This window comes from Kribbella sancticallisti, assembly GCF_039530625.1.
Taxonomy (GTDB): Bacteria; Actinomycetota; Actinomycetes; order Propionibacteriales; family Kribbellaceae; genus Kribbella; species Kribbella sancticallisti.
Genome location: NZ_BAAAOS010000019.1, coordinates 99,716 through 124,464, shown reverse-complemented (window position 1 = coordinate 124,464; position 24,749 = coordinate 99,716). Strand labels below are relative to the sequence as shown.

Annotated in this window: 23 protein-coding genes; 6 read left to right on the top strand and 17 right to left on the bottom strand. The window is 69.3% G+C overall.

Annotated features, from left to right (window positions below; genetic code table 11):
* Positions 1-2 precede the first annotated feature (2 nt).
* Positions 3-1,127, top strand: coding sequence for an epoxide hydrolase family protein (locus tag ABD255_RS14890; protein WP_344214083.1), 1,125 nt, complete (start codon positions 3-5; stop codon positions 1,125-1,127).
* On the opposite strand, the gene ABD255_RS14885 is transcribed toward ABD255_RS14890, so the two are convergent.
* The 4 genes from ABD255_RS14885 to ABD255_RS14870 are packed head-to-tail and all read right to left on the bottom strand — an operon-like array spanning position 1,094 to position 5,492.
* Positions 1,094-2,260: an ROK family protein gene (locus ABD255_RS14885; protein WP_344214081.1), complete on the bottom strand. Its 1,167-nt coding sequence runs from the start codon at positions 2,258-2,260 to the stop codon at positions 1,094-1,096. The genes ABD255_RS14890 and ABD255_RS14885 overlap by 34 nt on opposite strands.
* On the bottom strand, positions 2,241-3,107 hold the full coding sequence (locus tag ABD255_RS14880) for a carbohydrate ABC transporter permease (RefSeq protein WP_344214079.1): 867 nt from the start codon (positions 3,105-3,107) through the stop codon (positions 2,241-2,243). Before ABD255_RS14880 ends, ABD255_RS14885 begins: the two co-directional genes overlap by 20 nt.
* Positions 3,104-4,093, bottom strand: a complete 990-nt coding sequence (locus ABD255_RS14875; protein ID WP_344214077.1) for a carbohydrate ABC transporter permease — start codon at positions 4,091-4,093, stop codon at positions 3,104-3,106. The genes ABD255_RS14880 and ABD255_RS14875 overlap by 4 nt, the downstream gene beginning before the upstream one ends.
* Before the next feature lie 7 nt (positions 4,094-4,100).
* Complete coding sequence (locus ABD255_RS14870; RefSeq protein WP_344214075.1) at positions 4,101-5,492, bottom strand: ABC transporter substrate-binding protein; 1,392 nt, start codon at positions 5,490-5,492, stop codon at positions 4,101-4,103.
* Positions 5,493-5,578: 86 nt separating this feature from the next.
* Between ABD255_RS14870 and ABD255_RS14865 the strand changes: the two genes are divergently transcribed.
* From ABD255_RS14865 to ABD255_RS14850, 4 genes are all read left to right on the top strand, one after another.
* Positions 5,579-6,598 (top strand): zinc-dependent alcohol dehydrogenase, encoded by a 1,020-nt coding sequence (locus ABD255_RS14865; RefSeq protein WP_344214073.1) that lies wholly within the window; start codon positions 5,579-5,581, stop codon positions 6,596-6,598.
* Complete coding sequence (locus tag ABD255_RS14860; protein ID WP_344214071.1) at positions 6,598-7,410, top strand: sugar phosphate isomerase/epimerase family protein; 813 nt, start codon at positions 6,598-6,600, stop codon at positions 7,408-7,410. The genes ABD255_RS14865 and ABD255_RS14860 overlap by 1 nt, the downstream gene beginning before the upstream one ends.
* Positions 7,411-7,430: 20 nt before the next feature.
* Entirely contained in the window at positions 7,431-8,657 is a 1,227-nt protein-coding gene (locus ABD255_RS14855; protein ID WP_344214069.1) for an MGH1-like glycoside hydrolase domain-containing protein, read from the top strand.
* 61 nt (positions 8,658-8,718) lie between these two features.
* The gene (locus ABD255_RS14850; RefSeq protein ID WP_344214067.1) at positions 8,719-9,276 is read left to right on the top strand and encodes a hemerythrin domain-containing protein; all 558 of its coding nucleotides are present in this window, start codon (positions 8,719-8,721) and stop codon (positions 9,274-9,276) included.
* Position 9,277: 1 nt separating this feature from the next.
* Here the strand turns inward: ABD255_RS14850 and ABD255_RS14845 are convergent, their stop codons facing one another.
* From ABD255_RS14845 to ABD255_RS14820, 6 genes are all read right to left on the bottom strand, one after another.
* Positions 9,278-9,550 carry a hypothetical protein gene (locus ABD255_RS14845; RefSeq protein ID WP_344214066.1) on the bottom strand — a complete coding sequence of 91 codons (273 nt, stop codon included), beginning with the start codon at positions 9,548-9,550 and terminating at the stop codon, positions 9,278-9,280.
* A complete protein-coding gene (gene cimA / locus ABD255_RS14840; protein ID WP_344214065.1) occupies positions 9,547-11,136 on the bottom strand; it encodes a citramalate synthase in 1,590 nt (529 codons plus the stop codon). Before cimA ends, ABD255_RS14845 begins: the two co-directional genes overlap by 4 nt.
* A gap of 252 nt (positions 11,137-11,388) precedes the next feature.
* Positions 11,389-11,787, bottom strand: coding sequence for a hypothetical protein (locus tag ABD255_RS14835; protein WP_344214064.1), 399 nt, complete (start codon positions 11,785-11,787; stop codon positions 11,389-11,391).
* Positions 11,788-11,885: 98 nt separating this feature from the next.
* Positions 11,886-12,977 carry a branched-chain amino acid aminotransferase gene (locus tag ABD255_RS14830; protein ID WP_344214062.1) on the bottom strand — a complete coding sequence of 364 codons (1,092 nt, stop codon included), beginning with the start codon at positions 12,975-12,977 and terminating at the stop codon, positions 11,886-11,888.
* A gap of 61 nt (positions 12,978-13,038) precedes the next feature.
* Positions 13,039-14,088: a 3-isopropylmalate dehydrogenase gene (locus tag ABD255_RS14825; protein ID WP_344214060.1), complete on the bottom strand. Its 1,050-nt coding sequence runs from the start codon at positions 14,086-14,088 to the stop codon at positions 13,039-13,041.
* Entirely contained in the window at positions 14,085-14,237 is a 153-nt protein-coding gene (locus ABD255_RS14820) for a hypothetical protein (protein ID WP_344214058.1), read from the bottom strand. The genes ABD255_RS14825 and ABD255_RS14820 overlap by 4 nt, the downstream gene beginning before the upstream one ends.
* A 253-nt stretch (positions 14,238-14,490) precedes the next feature.
* Here ABD255_RS14820 and ABD255_RS14815 point away from each other — a divergent pair, with 253 nt between their 5' ends.
* Complete coding sequence (locus ABD255_RS14815; protein WP_344214056.1) at positions 14,491-15,057, top strand: O-methyltransferase; 567 nt, start codon at positions 14,491-14,493, stop codon at positions 15,055-15,057.
* Between the two features lie 156 nt (positions 15,058-15,213).
* Here ABD255_RS14815 and serA read toward each other — a convergent pair whose 3' ends face one another.
* From serA to ABD255_RS14780, 7 genes are all read right to left on the bottom strand, one after another.
* A complete protein-coding gene (serA, locus tag ABD255_RS14810) occupies positions 15,214-16,812 on the bottom strand; it encodes a phosphoglycerate dehydrogenase (RefSeq protein WP_344214054.1) in 1,599 nt (532 codons plus the stop codon).
* A 121-nt stretch (positions 16,813-16,933) separates the two neighbouring features.
* Positions 16,934-18,286: a S1 family peptidase gene (locus ABD255_RS14805; protein WP_344214052.1), complete on the bottom strand. Its 1,353-nt coding sequence runs from the start codon at positions 18,284-18,286 to the stop codon at positions 16,934-16,936.
* Positions 18,287-18,426: 140 nt separating this feature from the next.
* A complete protein-coding gene (gene ilvC / locus ABD255_RS14800; protein WP_344214724.1) occupies positions 18,427-19,446 on the bottom strand; it encodes a ketol-acid reductoisomerase in 1,020 nt (339 codons plus the stop codon).
* A 121-nt stretch (positions 19,447-19,567) separates the two neighbouring features.
* Complete coding sequence (ilvN, locus tag ABD255_RS14795; protein WP_425554417.1) at positions 19,568-20,299, bottom strand: acetolactate synthase small subunit; 732 nt, start codon at positions 20,297-20,299, stop codon at positions 19,568-19,570.
* A 2-nt stretch (positions 20,300-20,301) separates the two neighbouring features.
* Complete coding sequence (locus tag ABD255_RS14790; RefSeq protein WP_344214050.1) at positions 20,302-22,050, bottom strand: acetolactate synthase large subunit; 1,749 nt, start codon at positions 22,048-22,050, stop codon at positions 20,302-20,304.
* A 311-nt stretch (positions 22,051-22,361) separates the two neighbouring features.
* Positions 22,362-24,044 carry a dihydroxy-acid dehydratase gene (gene ilvD / locus ABD255_RS14785; protein WP_344214048.1) on the bottom strand — a complete coding sequence of 561 codons (1,683 nt, stop codon included), beginning with the start codon at positions 24,042-24,044 and terminating at the stop codon, positions 22,362-22,364.
* Positions 24,045-24,134: 90 nt separating this feature from the next.
* A complete protein-coding gene (locus ABD255_RS14780) occupies positions 24,135-24,704 on the bottom strand; it encodes an AAA family ATPase (protein WP_344214046.1) in 570 nt (189 codons plus the stop codon).
* Between the last annotated feature and the right edge of the window lie 45 nt (positions 24,705-24,749).

The following is a 24,749-nucleotide window of genomic DNA, read 5'->3' as shown; positions in this document are numbered from 1 at the left end:
GCATGAGGAGCCTCCCCGTGATCGAGCCGTTCACCATCGACATCCCGCAGACCGACCTGGACGACCTCGCCGCGCGCCTCGAACGCACCCGGTGGCCCGACGAACTACCCGGCGTCGGCTGGGACTACGGCATTCCGCTCGCCCGGGTGAAAGAACTCGTGGAGCACTGGCGTACGGCGTACGACTGGCGCAAGCACGAAGCCCGGCTGAACGAACTACCGCAGTACTCGACCGAGATCGACGGGCAGAACATCCACTTCGTCCACGTCCGCTCGGCCAAGCCCGACGCGCTGCCGCTGATCCTCACGCATGGATGGCCCGGGGCGTTCCTGGAGTTCGTCGAGGTGATCAAGCCGCTGTCGGAGAATTTCCACCTGGTGATTCCATCGATCCCGGGCTTCGGATTCTCCGGACCGACCACCGAACGAGGGTGGGACGTGCATCGGGTCGGCCGCGCGTGGGCTGTGCTGATGGAGCGGCTCGGCTACCACCGGTACGGCGCCCACGGCGGCGATTTCGGTTCGGGAATCTCGCGTGCGCTGGCGATCGCCGCGCCGGAGCAGGTGGTCGGCGTCCACCTCACCTACCTGCCGGGTCCGCCGCCGCCAGGTGTCACGTTCGACCTTGACGAGGAGGACACCCGGAGGCTGAACCGGATCAAGGTGCTGATCGCCAACCGGCCGGCGTACCAGGCTCTGCAGGCGAGCCGACCGCAGACGATCTCGTACGCGCTGACCGACTCACCCGTCGGGCAACTGGCCTGGATCGCGGAGAAGTACACCGAGTGGACCGACCCGGACTCGACGATCGGGATCGACGAACTGCTGACCAACGTCTCGCTCTACTGGCTCACCGGTACGGCGGGCTCATCGGCGCGGCTGACCAAGGAAACCGCCGGCATCGCTCCCCCGCTGTGCGCGGCACCGATCGGCGTCGCCGTCCTCCCGCACGACATCACCTTGGCCGTCCGTGCCCACGTCGAGCACCTCTTCGACGTCGTGCGCTGGACCGAGTTCGACCGCGGCGGTCACTTCGCCGCGCTCGAGGTGCCCGACCTGCTTGCCGCCGACATCGCCGGCTTCTTCGCGGAGCTTCAGAGCCGGGCGTCCACCGCGGCCGGCGAGTAGACCTCGTCGACCACCAGGCGGCCGACGCCTTGGAGGGCGGCGCGATCCGCGAGGCGGCCCATCACCACGTCGAGGTGGCGGGTCGCCCGCGGCAGCGTCGTCTGGTAGAGCACCTCGTGCACGCCGGTGACGAAGTGGTTGTCCGCCAGGTCGCCGGCGATCATCAGCACGCCCGGATTCAGCACGCTGACCACGGTCGCCAGCACCTCACCCACGCGGCGCCCGGCCTCCCGCGCCAACCGCAACGCATCGGGCTGACCCGCCGCGATCAGCTCACGCACGTCGGCACCCGATCGAGCCGTCACCCCGAGCTCCGACAGAGCGCCCGCGACAGCGCCCCCGGAAGCGACCGCGGCCAGGCAACCGAGCGAGCCGCACTGACACTTCGCGTCGCCCGCGTCGCGAATCCGGATGTGGCCGATGTCCCCGGCTCCGCCATCGATCCCGCGGAACACCGATCCGTCGATCACCACACCGGCGCCGATCCCGGTGGAGACCTTGACCAGCACGAAGGCCGGGCAGTCCGGATAGCCCGCGGCCTGCTCCCCCAGCGCCATCGCGTTCGCATCGTTGTCGACCAGCACCGGTACGTCGAAGCGCCGGGCGAGGTGATCCCTGATCGGATACTCGTCCCACCCCGGCATGATCGGCGGGCGGATCACCAGCCCGGTGTCGAACTCGACCGGTCCCGGCACCGAGAGCCCGATCCCAGCCAGTTGGTCCATCGACCGCCCTGTCGAGGACAGCAAGGCGGTGAACCACTCCGCGATCGTGTCGAGCACGACGGCCGGACCGTCCGCGATCACCAACTCGCCGGACTTCTCCGCGAGCACCTCGCCGGCCAGGTCGAGCACGGCCGCGCGGGCGTGCCGGGTGTCCAGGTCGGCCGACAACACCACCGCGTGGCGCGCGTCGAACCGCAGTACGGTCGGGGGCCGGCCGCCGGTCGAGGCGGTGGAGCCTGCCTCGACCAGCCAGCCGTTCCGCAACAAGGGCTCCAGGCGTAGGCCGAGAGTCGAGCGGGACAGGCCGGTCAACTGCTGCAACTCGCCCCGGGTGCCGGCACGGCCGGTCCGGACGAGGTGCAGCAGTTGCCCTGCCGACGTCGTCCCGTCAGCCCTTGTCTGCCCCACTCGTCAACCCTTCCGTCAACATCCGTTCGGCCGCGTAGAACATCAGTACCACCGGCAGCGTCAGAACCACGGATCCTGCCATCAGTACGGTCTTCGGCACCTCGACCCCGTTCGCCAACTGCTGCAACCCGAGCGACACCGTCCAGTGCGACGGCTCCGCGGCCAGGAACAGCAGCGCGAACAGGAACTCGTTCCACGCGATCATGAAAACGTACAACCCGGTCGCCATCACCGACGGAGCAGCCAGCGGCAGCACGATCCGCCGGACGATCTGCAGCCTCGACAGGCCGTCCAGTGCGGCGGCCTCCTCGACGCTGACCGGCACGGTGGTGAAGTAGCTGCGCAGCATGTAGATCGCGACCGGCACCGTCTGCGCGATGTAGACGATGACGAGCCCGATCAGACTGCCCTGCAGCCCGGCCTTGGCGAACATCACGAACAGCGGTACAGCGAGCAGCGTCGCCGGGAACAGGTAGACCCCGAGGAAGAGCGCGCTGACCTTGCGCTGCCCGGTGAACCGCAACCGGCTGACCGCGTACGCGCCCGGGATCGCCACCAGCAAGGTGAGGAGGACGGCACCGATCGACACCAGCGCCGAGTTCCGCAACATCAGCACGAACCCCTGGCCGCCGTCCTCCACCGACGTCAGCACCGATCGGTAGGAGTTTACCGTGAACTCGCTCGCCGAGACCCAGATCCGACCGGGATCCAGCAGCAGGTTGTCGATCGGCTTCACCGACAGCAACACCATGTAGTAGAAGGGGAAGAGCGTCGCCACCACCAGCGCGGCGATCACCACCCAGCGCATGATGCCGAAGAACCTGATCTGGAACGCGTCCCTACTCATGACTGCTCCTCCTGCACCCGACGGCCGAAGAACTTGAAGTAGAGGCCGAGCAGCACGATCAGCACGACCGCCAGTACCACGGCCTGCGCGGAGGCGAGCCCGACGTCGAACCGCGCCGTCAGGAACCGATAGACCCGTACTGCGACCACGTCGGTCCCGGCGCCTCCACCCGTCAGCAGGTAGACGTCGTCGAACTTGTTGAACGTCATGATGAAGCGCAACACCGACAGCAGCGCGATCACCGGCAGCAACTGCGGCATCAGAATGAACCGGAACCGCTGCCAGGGCGTCGTCCCGTCGACCACCGCGGCCTCTTCCAGCACGGCCGGAACCGCCTGCATCCTGGCCAGCAGGAACAGGAACGCGAACGGGAAGTACCGCCACGTCTCGAACACGATCACGGTGAACAGCGCCATCGGCACCGGCACGCCCCACACGTCGTACGACCGCTGGGTCAGGAAGGCGATCGGCCGGTCCCAGCCGAACACGTTCATTCCCCAGTGGTTCACCACCCCGAGGTCGGGGCTGAGCAGGACCTGCCAGACGAACGCGACGGCCACCACCGGAGCGACGTACGGGAGCAGCATCGCGCCGCGGACCAGGAAGCGGCCGGGGAAGGGCTTGCGCAGCGCGAGCGCTGCGACCAAGCCGACCAGGATCGAGCCGAGGGTCGACCCGATCGTGTAGACCACGGTGGTCCACAGCGAGGACCAGAAGCCCGGTGAGCTGAAGACCCGTTCGAGGTTGTCCAGCGTCCAGTTGCCGAACAGGCCCTGGCTCTGGATGTCGACCAGCCGGACGTTCTGGAAGGCGAGCACGATCGTCCAGAGGATCGGCAGCACCACCACGACCAGCACGATCACCAGGGTCGGCGAGACCAGCACCAGGCCGGCCCGGTTCTCCTGGCCGCGCAGGGTGCTCTTCCGCGGCGCCGGGCGCGCGGGTTCCGGCTCGGTCGCCGGAGGTCGTTGCGTCACAGTTGTCATGTCCGCCTCACCCGAGGGAATCCTGGATCGAGGTGACGTCGGCGTCGGCCTGGTCGGCGGCCTCGTCTGCGTCCACCTGTCCACTGGCCAGTGCACTGATTGCCTTCGGCACCGGGAGCTCGCCGAGCGTGGCGCCCACCAGCGCGCCCTGCCCTTCGGTGATGCCCCAGCGCTGCATCTTCCCGAGCCCGTCGCGCAGTTCGTCGATCACCGGCGCGGAGTAGATGGACGCGAGCGGCTTGCGGGTGTCGACGCCGATGTCGGCCTTGTCCCAGGCCAGATCGAACTTGTCCGGATCCGCCGCGGTGCCCGGCCGGACCGGGAACTTGCCCTCGGCGGCCATCCCGAACCACTCCTCGTAGCCCTGGTCCATCAGGTACTCGACGAACTGCCGGGACGGGGCGGTCTTCGCGGTCTTCGTCACCGCCCAGCTGCCCACCTCGCCGAACTGCGCCGGTGCCTTGCCGTCCGGGCCCTGCACCGCCGTGACCACGCCGGTGTTGCGAGCCAGCCAGCCCTTGTCCTTCGCGCACTGCTCACAGCTCGGCAGCGCGTCCTCGCGCAGGCCGGCCAGTTCGTCGAGCAGGAACGAGGACCAGACGACCATCGCGGACTTGCCCGCGAAGTACGTCGCCCGGGTGGAGTCGACGGTCTGCGTGCCGGCCGCGGAGTACTTCGTGGCGAGGTCGCCGTAGAACCTGAAGGTGTCCTTGCAGGCCGGGCTGTCGAGCGCGACCTTGCCGTCCGGACCGACCAGCGCACAGCCGTTCGCGAGCGCCAGGTGCTCGAAGCTCTGCTGGGTGAACGGATCCGCCGGATCCGTCGCCAGCGAGATGCCCTCGACGCCACCGGTGTTGAGGGTCTGCGCCGCCTTCTCGATCGCCTCGTACGTCGTCGGCGCGGGCAACCCGGCCGCGGCGAACAGGTCCTTGCGGTAGAAGAGCAGCTGCGTCCAGCCGTCCGACGGTACTGCGAGCTGCTGGTCGCCGTTGCGGGTCAGCTCGAGGGCGCGGGGGTTGAACGTCTTCTCCCCGAGCGCGTCGACCACCTGCTTGGCCGCTTCGGGGTTGAGCAGGCCGTTGCTCGACATCTGCTGGACAGCGGCGAGCGGCATCGCGCCGATCACGTCGGGCAGTTTGCCGGCGGCGGCCGCGGCCATCACCAGCTGCGGCAGCTGGGGTTCGTCGACGCCGACCAGCTTCACCTCGATGCCGGTGTCGGCGGTGAACTTCTTCAGGATCGCTCGGGTGGTCTCCAACCGGCCGGAGACGTTCTCGAGCGACCAGACGGTGATGCTGCGTTGGTTACCGGCTTCGGATTCGTTGCCGCAGGACACCAGCAGTCCGGCGGTCAGCAGGAGCGCGCTCACGAGGGAGAGCACCCTGACCAAACGTGACATGCATCCTCCTCAGGGGACTGACATCACGCATAACATCAGGACTATTGTATTTTGACAAGACCTAAGTCTCAGCTCTGGAGGTTTCCGTGGCACGCGTCGTCCAGTTCACCGCCCCGCGTCAGGCGGAGGTGGTGGAGTTCAAGCCCGAGGCGCTGCCGCCGGGGCACGTCCGCGTGCGGACCGCCTACTCGGGCATCTCGGCCGGCACCGAATTGACCGCGTACCGCGGTACGAACCCGTACCTCACCCGAACCTGGGACCCGGACGCGCGCATCTTCCGCGACGCCGAGGCGGGGGTGGCCTTTCCCGTCGTCGGCTGGGGCTACTCCGAGACCGGTTCGGTGATCGAGGTCGGCGAGGGCGTTTCCGGGCTCGCGGTCAGCGACGAGGTCTGGGGTATCTGGGGTCATCGGAGCGAGGCCGTCGTACCGGCCGAGAAGCTGATCGGCCACCAACTGCCGGAGGGCGTCTCGCTGTCGTCCGCCGCGTTCGCCCGGGTCGGCGCCATCGCCTTCAACGCGATCCTGTCCGCCCGGATCAACCTCGGCGAACTCGTCGCCGTCTTCGGCCAGGGCGTGATCGGCCTCCTCGCCACTCGCCTCGCCACCCTCAGTGGCGCCCGGGTCGTCACCGTCGACGCCGTCGAGTCCCGCCGCACCGAGTCCCTCCGCTTCGGTGCCATCGAATCCTTCGCCCCCGGTACCGCCGCCGAGGCGATCCGTGGTCTGGGTGGCGCCGACACGGCCATCGAGTTGTCCGGCGTGTACGCCGCCCTCCACGAAGCGATTCGGTCGGTGGGAGTGGGCGGCCGGGTGGTTGCCTCGGGCTTCTATCAGGGTGAGGGCAACGGGCTTCGGCTCGGCGAGGAGTTCCACCACAACCGGATCGAGTTGATCTCCTCGCAGATCGGCGGTGTGCCGCTGGAACTGGCCGGCCGCTGGTCCGTCGACCGGCTCCAGAAGACTTTCCTCGACCTCGTCGGCAAGGGCGCCGTCGACGTCGAACCCCTGATCAGTCACCGCGTCCCGATCGAGGACGCGGCCGACGCCTACACCCTGCTCGACACGCGTCCCGGCGACGCCCTGCAAGTACTGCTGGAGTTCTGATGCCCGCTGAGGTTTCGATGAAGGTCGCCTGCCAGGAGCAACTGTTGCCCGGGGCCACATTGCAGGAGAAGTGGGAGTTCGCCGTCGCGGCCGGCTACCAGGCGATCGAGTTGCGCGGCAGGGGCGACCTGTCCTTCCGCGACCGGCTGCCCGAGCTGCGCAAGGCCCAGGCGGACGGGGTGGTGATGCCGACCGTGTGCGTGGACATGCTGCACTTCTTCGGGGCGTTCGACCCGGACCTGCGGGCGGACGCGCTGACGCAGCTGAAGTCCCAGCTGTCGGTGATCGCCGAGCTCGGCGGACTCGGCGCGCAGACGCCGGCGTCGTACGGGATGTTCTCCCGGCGGCTGCCTCCGTTCGAGCCGCCGCGCGACGAGGCGGGTGACCGCGAAGTACTGCTGGACGGGCTGCGGCAGCTCGGTGAGCACGCGGCGACCGAGGGGGTCGAGCTGTTCCTGGAACCGCTGAACCGGTACGAGGACCACATGGTCAACCGGCTGGAGCAGGCGGTCGAGCTGATCCAGGAGGTCGGGCTGGACTCGGTCCGGATCGGCATCGACAGCTACCACATGAACATCGAGGAAGCCGATCCGTCCGCCGCGATCGTTGCCGCGGCGCCCTATATCGGGCACGTCCAGCTGAGCGACTCGAACCGGCTGCAGCCGGGCGCGGGGCATCTCGACTGGGCCGCCTTCCTCGGCGCGCTGGATGCCGTCGGCTACGACCGGTACCTCGCCGTCGAGTGCCGGCTGAGCGGAGATCCGGCCGAGGCCGTTCGCTCGATCCCCGCTGTGGTTCGGCGGTACGTGTGATCGGGCCGCAAGCTTCCAAGGTGCTGCTGGGCAACTGGACAGGGCACTCGACCGTCCCGTCGCACTCGCTGTATCCGCATCAGTGGAGCTGGGACTCCGCGTTCATCGCGATCGGGTTGCGGCATCTGTCCGCGCGGCGGGCGCAGGTGGAACTGGAGTCGCTGCTCGGCTCGCAATGGGCCGATGGGCGGATCCCGCACATCAGCTTCTCTCCGTCCGTCGCCCGGGACGCGTACTTCCCCGGCCCGGACTTCTGGCAGGCCACCACCCGCGGCGGCGTCGAGACCTCGGGCATCGTGCAGCCCCCGGTGCACGCGCTCGCCGTCTGGCTCACCCATCAGGCCGACGAGCAAGAGTCCGTACGCCGGAACTTCCTCGCCCGGGTCTACCCGAAGCTGGTCGCCTGGCACGCCTATCTCCGCAACCACCGGGACCTCGGCGGTCACGGCCTGGTCGCGATCGTGCACCCGTGGGAGTCGGGCATGGACAACAGCCCCGCCTGGGACGACGCCCTCGCCCGGGTCGAGCCGGCTCCGCTCGACTCGTTCACGCGGCGCGACACCGACCACGCCAGCGACGACGACCGCCCCACCGACCTGGACTACGGCCGCTACGTCCAACTGGCCGCCACCTACCGCGACCACCGCTACGACGACGCCACTACCCCGTTCGCCTTCGCCCTGGAGGACCCCTGTTTCAACGCTCTCCTGATCGCCTCAGAGCACGCACTCGCCTCCATCGCGTCAGCACTGTCCCTCGACCCGAGCCCTCACCTGTCGGCAGCTGAAGCCCTGTCGAAGTCTCTCAGCACCCTGTTCACCGACGGTATCTTCCGCGCCCGCGACTTGAAGACCAGCGAACTGGTGGCGGCCGACACCATCTCTGGGTTGGTGCCGTTGCTGGTTCCGGGGTTGGCGGAGGCGGCTGAGTTGCTGGAGACGGCGCGAGGGCCGCGGTTCCGGCTCGGCGAGGTCCGGATGGTGCCCAGCTATGACCTCACCGGGCCTGCCTTCGAACCTGGCAGGTACTGGCGCGGGCCGAGTTGGTTCAACACCGCCTGGTTGATCCACCGCGGCCTCTCCGCGCTGAATCAGGACGCACTGGCGGGCGGTCTCCGCTCGGACGTTCTGGAACTCGCGGCCGGCACCGACTTCGCGGAGTACGTGGATCCGTTCACCGGCGAGGCGCGAGGGGCACGGGACTTCAGCTGGACGGCTGCGCTGGCACTGGACCTCGAACGAACCTGAGGCGGTTTGGCAGGCGGCTATCGGGTACCGCACATCGGTAAGCCGCTTTGAGGAGGCACCCATGGCCACCAACACCGTGGACGAGGATGTCGTCGACCTGCTGCTCCGGCAGCACGGCGAGATCCGATCCCTGTTCGTCACGCTCGAGGTCGCTACCGGGAACTTACGGCGTGACACGTTCCGCGACCTCGTCCGGCTGCTCGCGATCCACGAGACCGCCGAGGAAGAGGTGGTGCATCCGGCGGCCCGGAGCGCCGCGGGCGGTCACGAGGTGGTGGAGGCTCGGCTCGCCGAGGAGCGCTCAGCCAAGGAGATCCTGGCCGAGCTCGACAAGCTCGGCCCCGACGACGAGGGTTTCACGGCCCGGCTGAGCCAGCTCCGCGACGAGGTGGAGGCGCACGCCAGGCACGAGGAGCAGGAGGAGTTCCCGCGGCTGCGCGAGCAGTACGACGACCGCAAGCTGCGCACGATGGCCAAGGCGGTCCGGGCGGCCGAAGCGATCGCTCCGACCCACCCGCATCCGGGCGTCGAGGGCACCGCGGAGAACCTGCTGCTAGGACCACCGACCGCGATCATGGACCGCGCCCGCGACCTGATCCGCGACGTGCTGAAGAAGTGACTCAGCTGTAGCTGACGTCCAGGACGCCGACGATCTTGTCGAGGCGGGCGGCGACGCGGCCGGCGTCGAAGCCGGCGCCCTCGACGACGACCCGCAGCGTGCACGTCTCGAGGCACAGCGCCAACTCGCGTACGTCGTACGGGTTCAGCTGTACTGCGATCCGCGCGAGCAGGCCTCGGGTCTCGACCACCTCCGCGGTGAAGGTGGTGAGCACCCGCTCCGGTACGGCGTACGCGGGCTCGGCGTCCTCTGTCCGGGTGGCGACGATCGTCATCGCACGACCTCCTTGTGGCGAAGCAGGCCGTAGGTGACGCCGTCGACCAGCGCCTCCCAGGAAGCCTCGACGATGTTGTGACCGACGCCGACCGTCACCCAGGAACCCTCACCGTCGGCCGTCTCGATCAGGACTCTGATCACCGCGTCCGTGCCGTGGCCCTGGTCGAGGATCCGGACCTTGTAGTCGCGCAGGTCGAACTTCTGCACGACCGGATACGCCCGCTCGATCGCGGTCCGCAGCGCGTGGTCGAGCGCGTTCACCGGACCGTTCCCCTCGCCCGTGACGATCTCGCGATCCCCGCCCGCGACCAGTTTCACCGTCGCCTCGGAGACGGCTTCACCGTCGGCCCGGGACTCGGTGATCACCCGCCACGACTCGACGTCGAAGAAGCTCGCCCGGGCACCGCCGGCCTCCTCGGTCAGCAGCAGTTCGAACGACGCGTCCGCGGCCTCGAACGTGTAGCCGCGCGCCTCCATCTCCTTCACCCGGTCCGTCACCCGGCTGACCAGTTCCCGGTCGTTGCCGAGGTCGAAGCCGAGTTCGCGGCCCTTCAACTCGATGCTCGCCCGGCCGGCCATCTCGGAGACCAGCATCCGCATGTCGTTGCCCACCAGCGCCGGATCCGTGTGCTGGTAGAGATCGGGGTCCACCTTGATGGCACTGGCGTGCAGACCCGCCTTGTGCGCGAAGGCCGATACCCCGACGTACGGCTGGCGGGGCGAGGGCGGCACGTTCGTCACTTCGGCGATCGCATGCGCGATCCGGTAGGACTCAGCCAGCCGGCCGGGCGGAAGCAGGTCCATCCCGCGCTTGAGTTCGAGGTTCGCCACCACCGCGAGGAGATCCGCGTTGCCGGTGCGTTCGCCGTACCCGTTGATGGTGCCCTGGACGTGCGTGCAGCCGGCCTCGACGGCGGCGATCGAGTTGGCGACCGCGCACCCGCCGTCGTTGTGGGCGTGGATGCCGAGCCGGGCGCCGGTGTTCTCCAGGACGTCGCGGACGATGTCCTGCAACTCGCGGGGCAGCGTGCCGCCGTTCGTGTCGCAGAGCGCGACCACGTCAGCGCCGGCCTCGGCGGCCACCCGTACCACCTCCAGCGCGTACGCCCGGTTGGCGCGGTAGCCGTCGAAGAAGTGCTCGGTGTCGAGGAAGACCCGCTGCCCGTGCTCGCGCAGGTGCCGGACAGTGTCGGCGACCATCCTCAGGTTCTCGTCGAGCGTCGTCCGCAGCGCCCGCTCGACGTGCGCGTCGTGGCTCTTGGCAACCAAGGTGACGACGGCGGCACCGGACTCGCGCAGCGCCGCGACCTGCTGGTCGGCGGCGGCCGCGGTGTCGGGCTTGCAGGTCGCGCCGAAGGCCGCGAAGGTCGCGTGCCGCAAGTGCAACTCGGTCCGGGCCCGCTCGAAGAACTCCGTGTCCTTGGGCACCGCACCCGGCCAGCCGCCCTCGATGAAGCCGACCCCCAGGTCGTCCAGGTGCTGCGCGATGGCGATCTTGTCGGCCACCGACAGCGCCAGCCCCTCCTGCTGCGCGCCGTCGCGCAGGGTCGTGTCGTAGACATGGAACTCGTCGGATGTGCTCACGGGTTCGCCTTCCGGTGGGGGCAGGGCTGTGCTGGTCTGGGGCAAACAAAAAACCTCCCGCAAGGTGCGAGAGGTCTGCGCGCTCAGGTGGTGCTTGCTGAGCGCGCCTAGCTAATGATGCCCTGGTAGTTCTTCATGACAATTGGCAGTTTGCCACACGAGTTCCACGGAGTGGCGGATTGTCTCGAAACGCGAACATCCAGTACGCCGACCAGTACTGCGGCGCCCGCGCGAGTCCAGATATCGAAGGGTTCAGGCGGTGAGCGACCAGCCCGGGTCGTCCCACGCGGTGTAGAAGTCCTCCCGGCTCAGCGGCCGCAGACCCCACTCGTCCCGGTCCAGCGCCTGGTCCGTGAGGCTGCCCTCGTCGTCCTCCACCCGCTGCCACCAGTACCGCGCGATGCTGCCGTCCTCGGCGACCTGCAGCTGCCGGACGACGACCCACTCACGCTCGTGCCAGACCGCCTCGAACAGCCAGTCGGTGCCGTTCTCGTCCGCGCGGGCCCCGTAGGTCCGGGCCGCGGTGCCGCGGTCGAGGTCCCTGATCAGCTCCACCGTCAGCCGGACGGCCTGCCGCGTCTCGGCCGGCCAGTCGCGCCGGTCCGCGAGTTCCGCGTAGTAGGCCTCGACATCGTCCGGAAAGCTGCTCATTGCCTGCCCTCGGGTTGGAAACGGGTGACTCGACCCTATCCAACCCGAGGACTGAGCAGCGTTACCGACAGCTGAGAAGATGCTGTGAACCAGCGGTGTCAGCAGACCTTCGTCATCCAGTTGTGCGGGTCCTTGGTGCGGCCGTACTGGACGTCCAGCAGGGCTGAGCGGACCGCGCCGGTGACCGGGCCACCGTTGCCGTCGGCCACCTGGACCTCGCCGCCGTTCCACTTCAGCGAGGCGACCGGGGTGATCACCGCGGCCGTGCCGCAGGCGAAGACCTCGCGGATCCGCCCCGACGCGGCACCCTCGCGCCACTCGTCGATCGAGATCTTCCGCTCGGTGACGGTGTAGCCGAGGTCGGTGACGAGCTTGAGGATCGAGTCGCGGGTGATGCCCTCGAGGATCGTGCCGGACAGTTCGGGCGTGGCGACGGAGTTGTCGTCGAGGACGAAGTACAGGTTCATCCCGCCGAGTTCCTCGATCCACTTCTTCTCGACCGCGTCGAGGAAGGCGACCTGGTCACAGCCCTGCTCGATGGCCTCGGCCTGGGCGAGCAGCGACGAGGCGTAGTTGCCACCCGTCTTGGCCGCGCCGGTGCCACCGGGGGCCGCCCGGGTGTACTCCTCGCTCAGCCAGATCCGGACCGGCTTGACGCCGTTGGCGAAGTACGAGCCGGCCGGCGACGCGATCGCGCAGTACGTCACCTGCGCGGACGGGCGGACGCCGAGGAACGGGTCGGAGCCGAACATGAAGGGCCGCAGGTACAGCGAGGTCTCGCCACCGGCGGGGACCCAGGCCCTGTCGACCTCGACCAGTTTGCGCAGCGAGTCCAGGAAGGCCGCCTCCGGCAGTTCCGGCAGGGCGAGCCGGTGGGCGGACTTGGCGAACCGGGCCGCGTTGGCCTCCGGCCGGAACAGGTGGATCGAGTCGTCGGGGTGGCGGTAGGCCTTCATCCCCTCGAAGATGGTCTGGGCGTAGTGGAACACCGAGGTCGCGGGAGAAAGCTCCAGCGGACCGAAGGCGGTGATCCTCGCGTCGTGCCAGCCGTTCTCGCGGGTCCACGTGGCGATCGCCATGTGGTCGGAGAAGTTCTGCCCGAATCCCGGGTTCGCCAGGGTCTGGGCGCGCTGGTCGTCGCTGGCCGGTTGGGTGTTTGGCTCAACGGTGAACTCTAGATCGGCGCTCATAGCGGCACCGTACCTCTAGCCGAAGTGGTCATGCGAGCCTCTCCCAGCTCATTCCACACCGTCAGCCTGCAGCGCGCTTGGCGATCGCGTCACCGATCTCCGCCGTGGTCCGGGCGGCGCCGGTGCGCTCCTCGATGTCGGCCGTCACGGCGGCCTCGATCGCGGCCGCCGCCTCGGTCAGGCCGAGGTGGTCGCACAGCAGCGCGGTGGACAGGATCGCTGCCGTCGGGTCCGCCTTCTGCTGGCCGGCGATGTCCGGCGCGGAGCCGTGCACCGGCTCGAACATGCTCGGCGCGGTCTTGTCCGGGTTGATGTTGCCGCTCGCGGCCAGGCCGATGCCGCCGCTGATCGCGGCGGCCAGGTCGGTGATGATGTCGCCGAACAGGTTGTCGGTGACGATCACGTCGAACCGGGCCGGGTCGGTGACCAGGAAGATCGTCGCCGCGTCCACGTGCAGGTAGTCCACGGTGATCTCGGGGAACTCGGTCGCGACGGCGTCGACGGTCCGCTTCCACAGGTGACCGGCGTGCACCAGCACGTTGTTCTTGTGGACCAGCGTCAGCTTCTTGCGCGGCCGTGCCTGCGCCCGGGCGAACGCGTCGCGGACGACCCGCTCGACGCCGTACGCGGTGTTGACCGAGACCTCGGTGGCGATCTCGGCCGGCGTACCGACCCGGAGCGCGCCGCCGTTGCCGACGTACGGGCCCTCGGTGCCCTCGCGGACGACGACGAAGTCGACCTCGCCCGGGTTCGCCAGCGGCGAGCCGACCGACGGGTAGATCTTCGACGGCCGCAGGTTCACGTAGTGGTCGAGGGCGAACCGGAGCTTCAGCAGCAGGCCGCGCTCGAGCACGCCGGACGGCACGGTCGGGTCGCCGACGGCGCCGAGCAGGATCGCGTCGTGCCGGCGGATCTCCTCGAGTTCGGCGTCCGGCAGCGTCTCGCCGGTCGCGTGCCAGCGCTTGGCGCCGAGGTCGTACTCGGTCCGCTGGAAGGTGACGCCGTAGTTCGCGCTGACCGCGTCGAGGACCTTGAGGGCCTCCACGGTGACCTCGGGTCCGATCCCGTCGCCACCGACGACGGCCAGCGTGAAGGTCTGTTGCGTGCTCACTTCTTGGGTTCTCCCCCGTTGTCGCGGCGGTTCATGGCCTCTTGCACTGGCTGGGTCTCGGCCTGGCGTGGGGCGGGGCGGCGACGGCGGGCGGCCTTGCGCTCGCGTCCGTCGACGACCTTCCAGTTGGCCGGATACATCTCGTACATGCTGCTCTCCCGTTCGGACTCGCTGTCAAAACGGCCGACGATGGCGCTACCGGGCGGGAGGTACGCCGGAACCCGCGCCGGGGGGTCGGCCTTAGCGAACCCCGGCGCGGCAGCGAATAAGGCGTACCGCGAACTGCATGATGGGGACGAAGATACTCTGACGTCCGACTAATTCGCCACAATGCGGGCAGCCTGTCCCGCAATATGAGATCCCAGTGACAAGGCTGGCCCGATGCTGTGCAAGTCTCAACCGGTGAGCGCTCCCCCAGAACTTCCGCCGCTGGTTTCAGCGGCCCTCAGCCTGTCCGGCCGGCGTGGATTCGTCAGTGCGACCCGCAACGAGACCGGTCGGCTGCTCGCCACCTTGGCGGCCTCACGCACCGGGACGCTCGGCGAGGTCGGCACCGGCTGCGGGGTCGGTTCGGCCTGGCTGCGGCACGGCGCGACCGAGGGCACCAAGATCGTCACCGCCGAGAGTGACCCGCAGTTGGCCCAGGTGGTCGCGGAACTGTTCGCCGACGACGGCCGGATCGAGGTGCTGGCGGCGGACTGGACCGCGCTGATCGAGCGGGGCCCGTTCTCGCTGCTGTTCGTGGACGCCCGCGAGGCCAAGCTCTCCGCCCGCGACGTGGTCGCCGAGGCCGTCGAGCCAGGCGGCTTCGTCGTCCTGGACGACTTCACCCCGTCGATGGGCTGGCCCCCGATGTACGAAGGCCGCGTCGACACGCTGCGCCAGGACTGGCTCCAGGACAAGCGCTTCACCACCGTCGAGGTGATGGTCGCCCCCGACGCCGCAGTACTCCTCGCTACCAGGCGCTGAGTACTCCAACGCCGTGAACAAAGGTGGGCCCAGGCTCTCCCGGTGGGAGAACCTGGGCCCTGGCCGGCCGCCATGCGCCTGCGGGCGGCAGGCCGGTCCTTGGCGACCAGTCTGCCCTTACCCCCGGGTCACTTGCGGGCCCGGGGGTGTCGTCGGTCAGACCTCGAGGTCGACGGTGCGGGCGGTGTCGGCCTGCACCGCGGTGGCGATGTCGTCGAGGATCGCGGGGGTGATGGTGGAGTCCACGCTCAGCGCGACCAGCGCCTTGCCGCCCTTGCGGTCGCGGCTGACCTGCATGCCGGCGATGTTGATGTCGGACTCGCCCAGGATCCGGCCGACCTGGCCGACGATGCCCGGCCGGTCCTCGTAGCTCAGGAACGCCAGGTGCTCGGACAGCTCGACCTCCAGGTCGAAGCCGTCGATCTCGACCAGCCGCTCGGACTGCTTCACGCCGACCAGCGTGCCGGACACCGACACCTGGCCGCCGTCGGCGAGGGTGCCGCGCAGGGTGATCAGGTTGCGGTGCTCCGGGCTGTCGTGGTCGGTGATGAGCCGGACCTCGAGGCCACGCTCGGCCGCCAGCAGCGGAGCGTTCACGTAGGACACGTTGTCCTCGACGACGTCCGCGAAGACACCCTTCAGCGCGGCCAGCTCGAGCACCTTCACGTCGTACTGCGTGATCTCGCCGCGGACCTCGACGTCGAGCTGCTGGGCGACGCCACCGGCCAGGGCGGTGAAGATCCGGCCGAGCTTCTCGGTCAGCGCGATGCCGGGCCGGACGTCCTCGGCGATCACGCCGCCCTGGACGTTGACCGCGTCGGGGACGAGCTCACCGGACAGCGCGAGCCGGACGGACTTGGCGACCGCGATCCCGGCCTTCTCCTGCGCTTCCTCGGTGGAGGCGCCCAGGTGCGGGGTGGCGACGACGTTCTCGAACTCGAACAGCGGGGAGTCGGTGCACGGCTCCGTGGCGAACACGTCCAGGCCGGCGCCGGCGACGCGGCCCTCCTTCAGCGCGGAGTACAGCGCTGCCTCGTCGACGATGCCGCCGCGGGCCGCGTTCACGATGATGACCTCGGGCTTCACCTTGTGCAGCTGCTCGTCGCCGATCAGGCCGATCGTCTCCGGCGTCTTCGGCAGGTGCACGGAGATGAAGTCGCTGGCCGCGAGCAGCTCGTCCAGGGAGGCGAGCCGGACCCCCATCTGGGCGGCGCGGCCGGCCTGCACGTACGGGTCGTAGGCGATCACGTTCATGCCGAAGGCGGCCAGCCGCTGCGCGACCAGGACGCCGATCTTGCCCAGCCCGACGATGCCGACGGTCTTCTCGTACAGCTCGACGCCGGAGAACTTGCTGCGCTTCCACTCGCCGTTCTTCAGCGAGAGGTCGGCGGCCGGGACCCGGCGGGACGCGGCCAGCAGCAGCGCGACGGCGAGCTCGGCGGCGCTGACGATGTTGGAGGTCGGCGCGTTGACGACCATCACGCCGGCCTGGGTAGCGGCCTTCACGTCGACGTTGTCCAGGCCGACACCGGCGCGGGCGACGACCTTCAGCCTCTTGGCGGCTGCCAGCGCCTCGGCGTCCACCTTTGTGGCCGACCGGATCAGGATGGCGTCGACGTCGGCGATGGCCGGGATCAGCTCGGCGCGGTCGGCGCCGTTGGCGTGCCGGATCTCGAAGTCGGGGCCGAGCGCCTCGACGGTGGCCGGGGAGAGTTCTTCGGCGATCAGGACGACAGGTCGGGCTGCGACAGTCATGGAGACATCTCCTGCAGAAGCGGTAGGGGCTCGAAGATTCAGAGCACCGCGCTGTGCCCGCTGGATACGATGCTACCTGGTCGGGGTTCGCCGTGTCCGTCGGGTCAGCATCCGGTACGGCTCAGTCGGTGTCGCAGCTCTGCGCCTGGGTGACCGAGGTGGCTTGGTCGAGCAGCAGCTTGCCGTTCACCCGGAGCAGCCGGTAGCGGTTGTCCAGCCGGTTGCAGCTCTTCCCCAGCGCGCCGTTGCTGTTCGGCGAGAACAGCACGGTGAAGGTCATCCTGGCGTTGACGTAGTTGCCGGACTGGCTGACCTCGACGATCCTGGCGCCGAACCCGAAGAACGTCTGGTGACTCGCCCGGTCCCTGGCCTCGCTGAGGTGCTTGGCGAGCCGGGGGGTGTAGAACTCGCGGACCGCACCGAAGTCGTGCTTGTTCATCGTGGTCAGGTAGTTCCCGAGCACGCTCTGCGCCTCACCGGCCAGCGGCGTGTTCGCGACCAGCAACTCCGGCGTGATCGGGACCTGCGGGCCACGCGAGCGCTCACAGGTCCCGCCCGGTTCCGCAGTGACCGCGGGCGCGTCCGGTACGACGTACTGGCGCAGCCGGCTGAGCGGGACCACCTTCGCGGTGGGGACGGTGTCGCCGGTGATGAGCCCGAGCACGCGGCCCGACTTGTCCAGCACGGGTGATCCCAGCTTGGTCTGGTTGAGCACCGACGGCAGCGGTTTCGGTTCCTTCGCCGTACCGAGCGGCTGGATGGTCTGCGAGCCGTTCTGGATGAAGCCGAGGACGGCCCGCTCGGCGCGCTCGGCCGGTTCGTCGAGAGCCAGTTCGGCGCCGGACCCGTCCAGCCGGCCGACCATCCGGAGCAGGGCCACTCCGTCGGAGCTGCTGCCGAGCGAGTTGGCCCGGCGTACCCGGCCGTCGGCGGTGACGAAGGCGATCGACATCGGCTGCTTGATCGCCGCGGCGTTGGTCAGGATGAGGCCACCCTCGAGCAGTACTCCGGTCGCCAGGCCGGTGCCCTCGCAGGTGGTCGCCAGCACCCGGACGACGCTTGGGCCGGACTTCGCCAGTACATCCTCGGTGTCCAGGCGCAGGCTGTCCTCCCGGACCAGCCAGCCGGCCCCGGCGCCGAGCACCAGGACGAACACCATCAGCGGTACGAGGAACCGCAGGCGGAACCGCGGCGGCATCGGCTGACCACCCGACTGGTACCCCGGCCCGCCGCTCCACCCCCCGCCCGACCCATACCCCTGGCCGCCATACCCCGGGTCGCCGCCCTGCCCGTACCCCCGGTCGCTGCCTGCGGCGCCGCCGCGGGGGTCGCCGCCGTACGGCGGGGCAGATCCTGCCTCCGGCCGGCCGAGCGGACGACCCGGCGGCGGCTCGATTGACGTCGGCGGCTGAGCGCCCGCCGGCGGGACGCGGCGAGGCGGCCGCGGCAGCTCACGCCTGCCGTCCTCCGCCATCCCCGACCTCCCTGATCACCCGCCCAGATCCCGCGCGTCACTGATTGTGTCAAAGATCCGGCCGACACCTGGGCAAATAGCGGACGTCCGGGCCGCCGACGGCGACCCGGACGTCCGGAGTACTGCTCGGATACCGCTCGTCAGCGAGCCGCGCTGCCCTCGACGTAGTCGTCGTCGTGCGACTTGACCCAGGCCATCAGACCGCGGAGTTCCTTGCCGACCGCCTCGATCGGGTGCTCCTCGCTCTGCTTGCGGAACTCGGCGAACTCCGGCGCGCCGGCGTCCTGGTCGGCGATGAAGCGAGCCGCGAAGGTGCCGTCGGTGATGTCGTTCAGGACGTCCTTCATCCGCGCCTTCACCGACGCGTCGATGATCCGCGGGCCGGACACGTAGTCGCCGTACTCGGCGGTGTCGGAGACCGACCAGCGCTGCTTGGCGATGCCGCCTTCGTAGATCAGGTCGACGATCAGCTTGAGCTCGTGCAGGCACTCGAAGTACGCGACCTCGGGCTGGTAGCCGGCCTCGGTCAGCGTCTCGAAGCCGGCCTGGATCAGCGCGGAGACACCACCGCAGAGGACGGCCTGCTCACCGAACAGGTCGGTCTCGGTCTCCTCGGTGAAGGTGGTCTTGATGCCGCCGGCGCGGAGGCCGCCGATACCCTTGGCGTAGGACAGCGCGAGGTCCCAGGCCTTGCCGGTCGGGTCCTGCTCGACGGCGACGAGCACCGGCACGCCGCGGCCTTCGCTGAACTCACGACGGACCAGGTGTCCCGGGCCCTTCGGCGCGACCATGAACACGTCGACGCCGGCCGGGGGCTTGATGTAACCGAACCGGATGTTGAAGCCGTGGCCGAAGACGAGCGCGTCGCCGTCCACCAGGTTCGGCTCGATGGCCTCCTTGTACAGCGACCGCTGGGCCGGGTCCGGTGCGAGCACGACGATCACGTCGGCCTCCTCGCACGCCTCGAACGGGGTCAGCACCCGCAGGCCCTGGGCCTCGGCCTTGGCGCGGCTCTTCGAGCCCTCCGGCAGGCCGACCCGGACGTCGACACCGGAGTCGCGCAGCGACAGCGCGTGGGCGTGGCCCTGGCTGCCGAAGCCGAGCACGGCCACGTTGCGGCCCTGGATCACCGACAGGTCGGCGTTGTCGTCGTAGAACATTTCAGCTGCCACTTGGAGCTCGTCTCCTTGATTTCTTGAGAGGGGGTCGACTGACGGTCTGTACGTCGGTGCCGGCCGCGGGAATTCCGCCCCCGGCCCGTGGTGGGCCGGGGTGGTTGCCTCAGCCCTGGCGGGCCGGGGCGGGGCGGTGACCCGGCGGCGGCGCCGGCACCGGGTGGGACGGTGGGGTGGACCCGTTCGCGGCGGCCTGGTTCGCCGGGCTCGGCTGACCCGCCGGGCTCGGCTGACCCGCCGGGCTGGACTGACCCGCCGGACTGGGCTGACCGGCCGGGCGGGCCTGCAGGGCCGGCGCCCCGGACGCCACGTGCGGCGGCGGGACCGGGACCGGGCGCAGGGTGCGGTCGGAGATGGAGCGGCTGCCCCGGCCGATCGCGACCATGCCGGACTGGACCAACTCACGGACGCCGAAGGGTTCCAGCACCCGGAGCATGGCTTCGAGCTTCTCGGGGTTACCGGTGGCCTCGATGGTGATCGCGTCCGGAGTGACGTCCACCACCTTCGCGCGGAACAGCTGGACGGTCTCCAGCACCTGTCCCCTGCTCAGGGTGTCCGCCTTGACCTTCACCAGCAGCAGTTCGCGCTGCACGGTCGCGGTCGGCTCGAGCTCGACGATCTTGATCACGTTCACCAGCTTGTTCAGCTGCTTGGTGATCTGCTCCAGCGGCTGCTCGTCCACGCTGACCGCGATGGTCATCCGGGACACCTCGGGGTGCTCGGTCGGCCCGACCGCCAGCGAGTCGATGTTGAACCCGCGCCGCGAGATCAGCGCCGCCACCCGGGCCAGTACCCCGTGCTTGTTCTCCACCAGGATCGAAAGCGTGTGCTTGCTCATCTCTACAGCTCCTCCGAGTCCCAGTTCGGGGCCATGTCGCGGGCGATCTGGATGTCGTCGTTGCTGGTGCCGGCCGCGACCATCGGCCAGACCATCGCGTCGCGGTGCACGACGAAGTCGACCACCACCGGCGCGTCGGTGACCGCCATCGCCTTCTCGATCGTGGCGTCGACGGACTCCTTGTCCGAGCAGCGCAGACCGACCCCGCCCATCGCCTCGGCCAGCTTGGCGAAGTCCGGGATCCGCGCGGAGTGCAGGTCGGTGTTGGAGTAGCGCTTGTCGTAGAACAGCGTCTGCCACTGCCGGACCATGCCCAGCGACTGGTTGTTGATCACCGCGACCTTGATCGGGATGCCCTCCAGCGCACAGGTGACGAGCTCCTGGTTGGTCATCTGGAAGCAGCCGTCGCCGTCGATCGCCCACACCGTCTTGTCCGGCCGGGCCACCTTGGCGCCCATCGCGGCGGGCACGGAGTACCCCATCGTGCCGAGGCCGCCGGAGTTCAGCCAGTGCAGCGGCTTCTCGAACGGCAGGTAGTGCGCGGCCCACATCTGGTGCTGGCCGACGCCGCTGGTGTAGATCGCGTCCGGGCCGGCGATCTGCCCGATCCGCTGGATCACGTACTGCGGGGACAGGCTGCCGTCCTCCGGCTCGTCGTACCCGACCGGGTACTTCGCCCGCACCGACTCCAGCAGGCCCCGCCAGGCGGAGTAGTCCGGGGTCCGGCCGCTGCTCGCGATCTCGCTGTTCAGCGCCGCGATCAGGTCGACGATGACCTCCTTGCAGTCACCCACGATCGGCACGTCGGCGGCGCGGTTCTTGCCGATCTCGGCCGGGTCGATGTCCGCGTGGATCACCTTCGCCTCGGGGGCGAACGAGTCGAGCTTGCCGGTCACCCGGTCGTCGAACCGCGCACCCAGACAGATCAGGAGATCAGACCTTTGCAGCGCGCCGACGGCCGACACCGAGCCGTGCATGCCGGGCATGCCGAAGTGCAGCTCGTGGGTGTCGGGCAACGCGCCCCGCGCCATCAGGGTGGTGACCACCGGGATGCCGAGCTGCTCGGCGAGCTGCTTGAGCTCGACGTTCGCCTTGGCCCGGATGACGCCGCCGCCGACGTACAGGACGGGCTTGTCGGACGCGGCGATCAGCCGGGCCGCCTCGCGCACCTGCTTGGGGTGCGGGCGGGTCACCGGGCGGTAGCCGGGCAGCGAGAGCTCGGTCGGCCAGCGGAAGTCGACCTTCGCCTGCATCGCGTCCTTGGTGACATCGACCAGCACCGGGCCGGGCCGGCCGGTGCTCGCGATGTGGAAGGCCTCCGCGATCGTGCCGGCGATCTCGTTCGGGTCGTTGACCAGGAAGTTGTGCTTGGTGATCGGCATCGTGATGCCGCGGATGTCGGCCTCCTGGAAGGCGTCCGTGCCGATCGCGGCGCTCGCGACCTGCCCGGTGATCGCCACCAGCGGCACCGAGTCCATGTACGCGTCGGCGATCGGCGTCACCAGGTTGGTCGCGCCCGGCCCGGAGGTCGCCATGCAGACGCCGGTCTTGCCGGTCGCCGAGGCGTAACCCTGGGCCGCGTGCCCGGCGCCCTGCTCGTGACGTACCAGGATGTGGCGGATCTGGGTCGAGTCGAGCATCGGGTCGTACGCCGGGAGGATCGCCCCGCCCGGGATGCCGAAGACGGTGTCCACTCCGGCATGTTCCAGTGCGCGGATCAGAGCCTGTGCCCCGGTCAGCTGCTCACTCATGAGTGCCTTCCCTTGTCAGTCACGGTGGTTCTTTTCTTGGCCGTTCGGCGATCGATCGTCCTCGGCCCTGGGGCCCGAGGGCCGGCTCCCGGATCACGGAAACCTGCCCTGACAACAGAAAACCCCCTCCGCCGGGTGGGCTGAAGGGGGCGCGCTCGACTCAGGGTCGCGTCAGTCGGCGCGCCGCACAAGTACGAGGAGAATCGATCGCATGCAGTCACCATTGCCGACTCTCCTCGATCCGGTCAAGCCTGGCGGACTTCCGTCCCACCAGCTGAGATGCTCGTCTTACTTTTGAACAGTCTAAGTCGTCAGATGCACACCGCGCCCTCGGAGGCGGAACCGACGAGACGGCGGTACTTCCCGAGCACGCCCTTGGTGATCGCCGGGGTTCTGGGGGTCCAGCCCTCGCGGCGCCGTTCGAGTTCCTCCGGCTCCACGTGCAGTTCGAGGGTCCGGTTCTTCACGTCCAGGGTGATGCGATCCCCGTCGCGGACGAACGCGATCGGGCCGCCGTCCACCGCTTCCGGGGCGACATGGCCGACGCACAGTCCCGTAGTACCGCCGGAGAAGCGGCCGTCGGTCAGCAGCAGGACGTCCTTGCCCAGGCCGGCGCCCTTGATCGCGCCGGTGACAGCGAGCATCTCGCGCATCCCCGGCCCGCCCTTCGGGCCCTCGTAGCGGATCACGACCACGTCGCCGGCCTTCATCGAGCCGTCCTCGACCGCGTCCATCGCGCCGCGCTCGCCGTCGAACACCCGGGCGGTCCCCTCGAACACGTCCGAGTCGAAGCCCGCGCTCTTCACGACCGCACCTTCCGGCGCCAGCGTGCCCTTGAGGATGGTGATGCCGCCGGTGCCGTGGATCGGCCGGTCCAGCGCGCGGATGATCGTGCCGTCCACGTCGGGCGGGGCGATGTCGGCGAGGTTCTCGGCCAGCGTCTTGCCCGTCACGGTCAGGCAGTCGCCGTGCAGCAGTCCGGCGTCGAGCAGGGCCCGCATCACCACCGGGATGCCGCCGACCCGGTCGACGTCCGTCATCACGTAGCGCCCGAACGGCTTGAGATCGCCCAGGTGCGGGACCTTGTCGCCGATCCGGTTGAAGTCGTCGAGGGCGAGGTCGACCTCCGCCTCCCGCGCGATCGCGAGCAGGTGCAGTACCGCGTTCGTCGAGCCGCCGAGCGCCATCACCACGGCGATCGCGTTCTCGAACGCCTCCTTGGTCAGGATCTGGCGGGCCGTGATCCCCTTGGCCAGCAGGTTCACCACCGCTTCGCCGGACTTGCGGGCGAACCCGTCCCGGCGGCGATCCACGGCCGGCGGTGCCGCCGAGCCCGGGAGCGACATACCGAGCGCTTCGGCGGCTGAGGCCATCGTGTTCGCGGTGTACATGCCGCCGCAGGCGCCTTCGCCCGGGCAGATCGCGCGCTCGACCGCGTCGACCTCCTCGCGGCTGATCAGCCCGCGGGCGCAGGCGCCGACGGCCTCGAACGCGTCGATGATCGTGACGTCTTTGTCGCCGAGGCGGCCCGGCATGATCGACCCGGCGTACAGGAAGACCGAGGCGAGGTCGAGGCGGGCGGCGGCCATCAGCATGCCCGGCAGCGACTTGTCACAGCCGGCCAGCAGCACCGAGCCGTCCAGCCGCTCGGCCTCCATCACGGTCTCGACCGAGTCGGCGATGATCTCGCGGCTCACCAGCGAGTAGTGCATGCCGACGTGACCCATCGAGATCCCGTCGGACACGCTGATCGTGCCGAACTCGAGCGGATAACCACTGGCCGCGTGCACGCCGTCCTTGACCGCCTTCGCGAGCCGGTCCAGGGACAGGTTGCACGGGGTGATCTCGTTCCAGCTGGACGCTACGCCGATCTGCGGCTTGGCCCAGTCGTCGTCGCCCATCCCGACCGCCCGCAGCATGCCCCGCGAGGCGGTCGCCTCCAGCCCATCGGTGACGGTCCGGCTCCGCGGCTTGATATCCGGCTCAGCATCCATAGAACTCACTGTAGGAGCGCGAAGCCGACAAGACTGCCGACCCCCTACCGAGTACTGTTCCGCGACTCTCCCCGAAGGCCGGGCAATGGCTCAGTCGAGGACGATCATCGACGCCGACGGTCCGGTGAGCCGGTACTGGCCCGAGGCGACTGCCTGTCTGACCGCGGCGGCTGACTGGTCGGCATCCAGTTGGCTGCTGTCGATCGTGTGCTTCTCGAAGTCTCCGAGGTCGGCGAACGCGCCGTGGAGGCCGGTGATGGCGGTGACGTCCTTCAGTTCGTCACCCACCCGCTGCTTGGCTCGGTCGAGGGTCGTCGCCAGATCGGGACGCAGTACGACGTACGACAGGGTCAGCTGGTCCCGCTCCGCGGCGGCCCGGAAGGGCGGCAGGAACCAGGGGCCGATGATCCCGTCGACCACCACGTCGTAGCCGCCGCGCGCGAAGGCGACGACGGCCGAGACGATCGCCTCGATGACGACCTCGTTCTGGCGTTGGGATTCCGGCAGGTAGGGCAGCACGAAGCCGGTGCGGATCGCGCGGTAGAACTGGTCGGTCGTCACGTGCACCGTCGGCCTCGCCGCGTCGCCCGCGACCAGTTCGGCCACGGTCGTCTTGCCCGCTCCAGGTGGTCCGGTCAGGAGAACTACTTCGCCGCTCATGCCGACCGACGCTAGCCACGGAACTCCACCAGAAACAGTCTTTTG

What these genes read in the sequence shown, in the direction of transcription:
- ABD255_RS14890 (WP_344214083.1), top strand. Translation starts at nt 3, where the DNA reads ATGAGGAGCCTCCCCGTGATCGAGCCGTTCACCATCGACATCCCGCAG.
- ABD255_RS14880 (WP_344214079.1), bottom strand. Translation starts at nt 3,107, where the DNA reads ATGAGTAGGGACGCGTTCCAGATCAGGTTCTTCGGCATCATGCGCTGG.
- ABD255_RS14875 (WP_344214077.1), bottom strand. Translation starts at nt 4,093, where the DNA reads ATGACAACTGTGACGCAACGACCTCCGGCGACCGAGCCGGAACCCGCG.
- ABD255_RS14870 (WP_344214075.1), bottom strand. Translation starts at nt 5,492, where the DNA reads ATGTCACGTTTGGTCAGGGTGCTCTCCCTCGTGAGCGCGCTCCTGCTG.
- ABD255_RS14860 (WP_344214071.1), top strand. Translation starts at nt 6,598, where the DNA reads ATGCCCGCTGAGGTTTCGATGAAGGTCGCCTGCCAGGAGCAACTGTTG.
- ABD255_RS14850 (WP_344214067.1), top strand. Translation starts at nt 8,719, where the DNA reads ATGGCCACCAACACCGTGGACGAGGATGTCGTCGACCTGCTGCTCCGG.
- ABD255_RS14845 (WP_344214066.1), bottom strand. Translation starts at nt 9,550, where the DNA reads ATGACGATCGTCGCCACCCGGACAGAGGACGCCGAGCCCGCGTACGCC.
- ABD255_RS14835 (WP_344214064.1), bottom strand. Translation starts at nt 11,787, where the DNA reads ATGAGCAGCTTTCCGGACGATGTCGAGGCCTACTACGCGGAACTCGCG.
- ABD255_RS14830 (WP_344214062.1), bottom strand. Translation starts at nt 12,977, where the DNA reads ATGAGCGCCGATCTAGAGTTCACCGTTGAGCCAAACACCCAACCGGCC.
- ABD255_RS14820 (WP_344214058.1), bottom strand. Translation starts at nt 14,237, where the DNA reads ATGTACGAGATGTATCCGGCCAACTGGAAGGTCGTCGACGGACGCGAG.
- serA (WP_344214054.1), bottom strand. Translation starts at nt 16,812, where the DNA reads ATGACTGTCGCAGCCCGACCTGTCGTCCTGATCGCCGAAGAACTCTCC.
- ABD255_RS14805 (WP_344214052.1), bottom strand. Translation starts at nt 18,286, where the DNA reads ATGGCGGAGGACGGCAGGCGTGAGCTGCCGCGGCCGCCTCGCCGCGTC.
- ilvC (WP_344214724.1), bottom strand. Translation starts at nt 19,446, where the DNA reads ATGTTCTACGACGACAACGCCGACCTGTCGGTGATCCAGGGCCGCAAC.
- ilvN (WP_425554417.1), bottom strand. Translation starts at nt 20,299, where the DNA reads ATGAGCAAGCACACGCTTTCGATCCTGGTGGAGAACAAGCACGGGGTA.
- ABD255_RS14790 (WP_344214050.1), bottom strand. Translation starts at nt 22,050, where the DNA reads ATGAGTGAGCAGCTGACCGGGGCACAGGCTCTGATCCGCGCACTGGAA.
- ilvD (WP_344214048.1), bottom strand. Translation starts at nt 24,044, where the DNA reads ATGGATGCTGAGCCGGATATCAAGCCGCGGAGCCGGACCGTCACCGAT.
- ABD255_RS14780 (WP_344214046.1), bottom strand. Translation starts at nt 24,704, where the DNA reads ATGAGCGGCGAAGTAGTTCTCCTGACCGGACCACCTGGAGCGGGCAAG.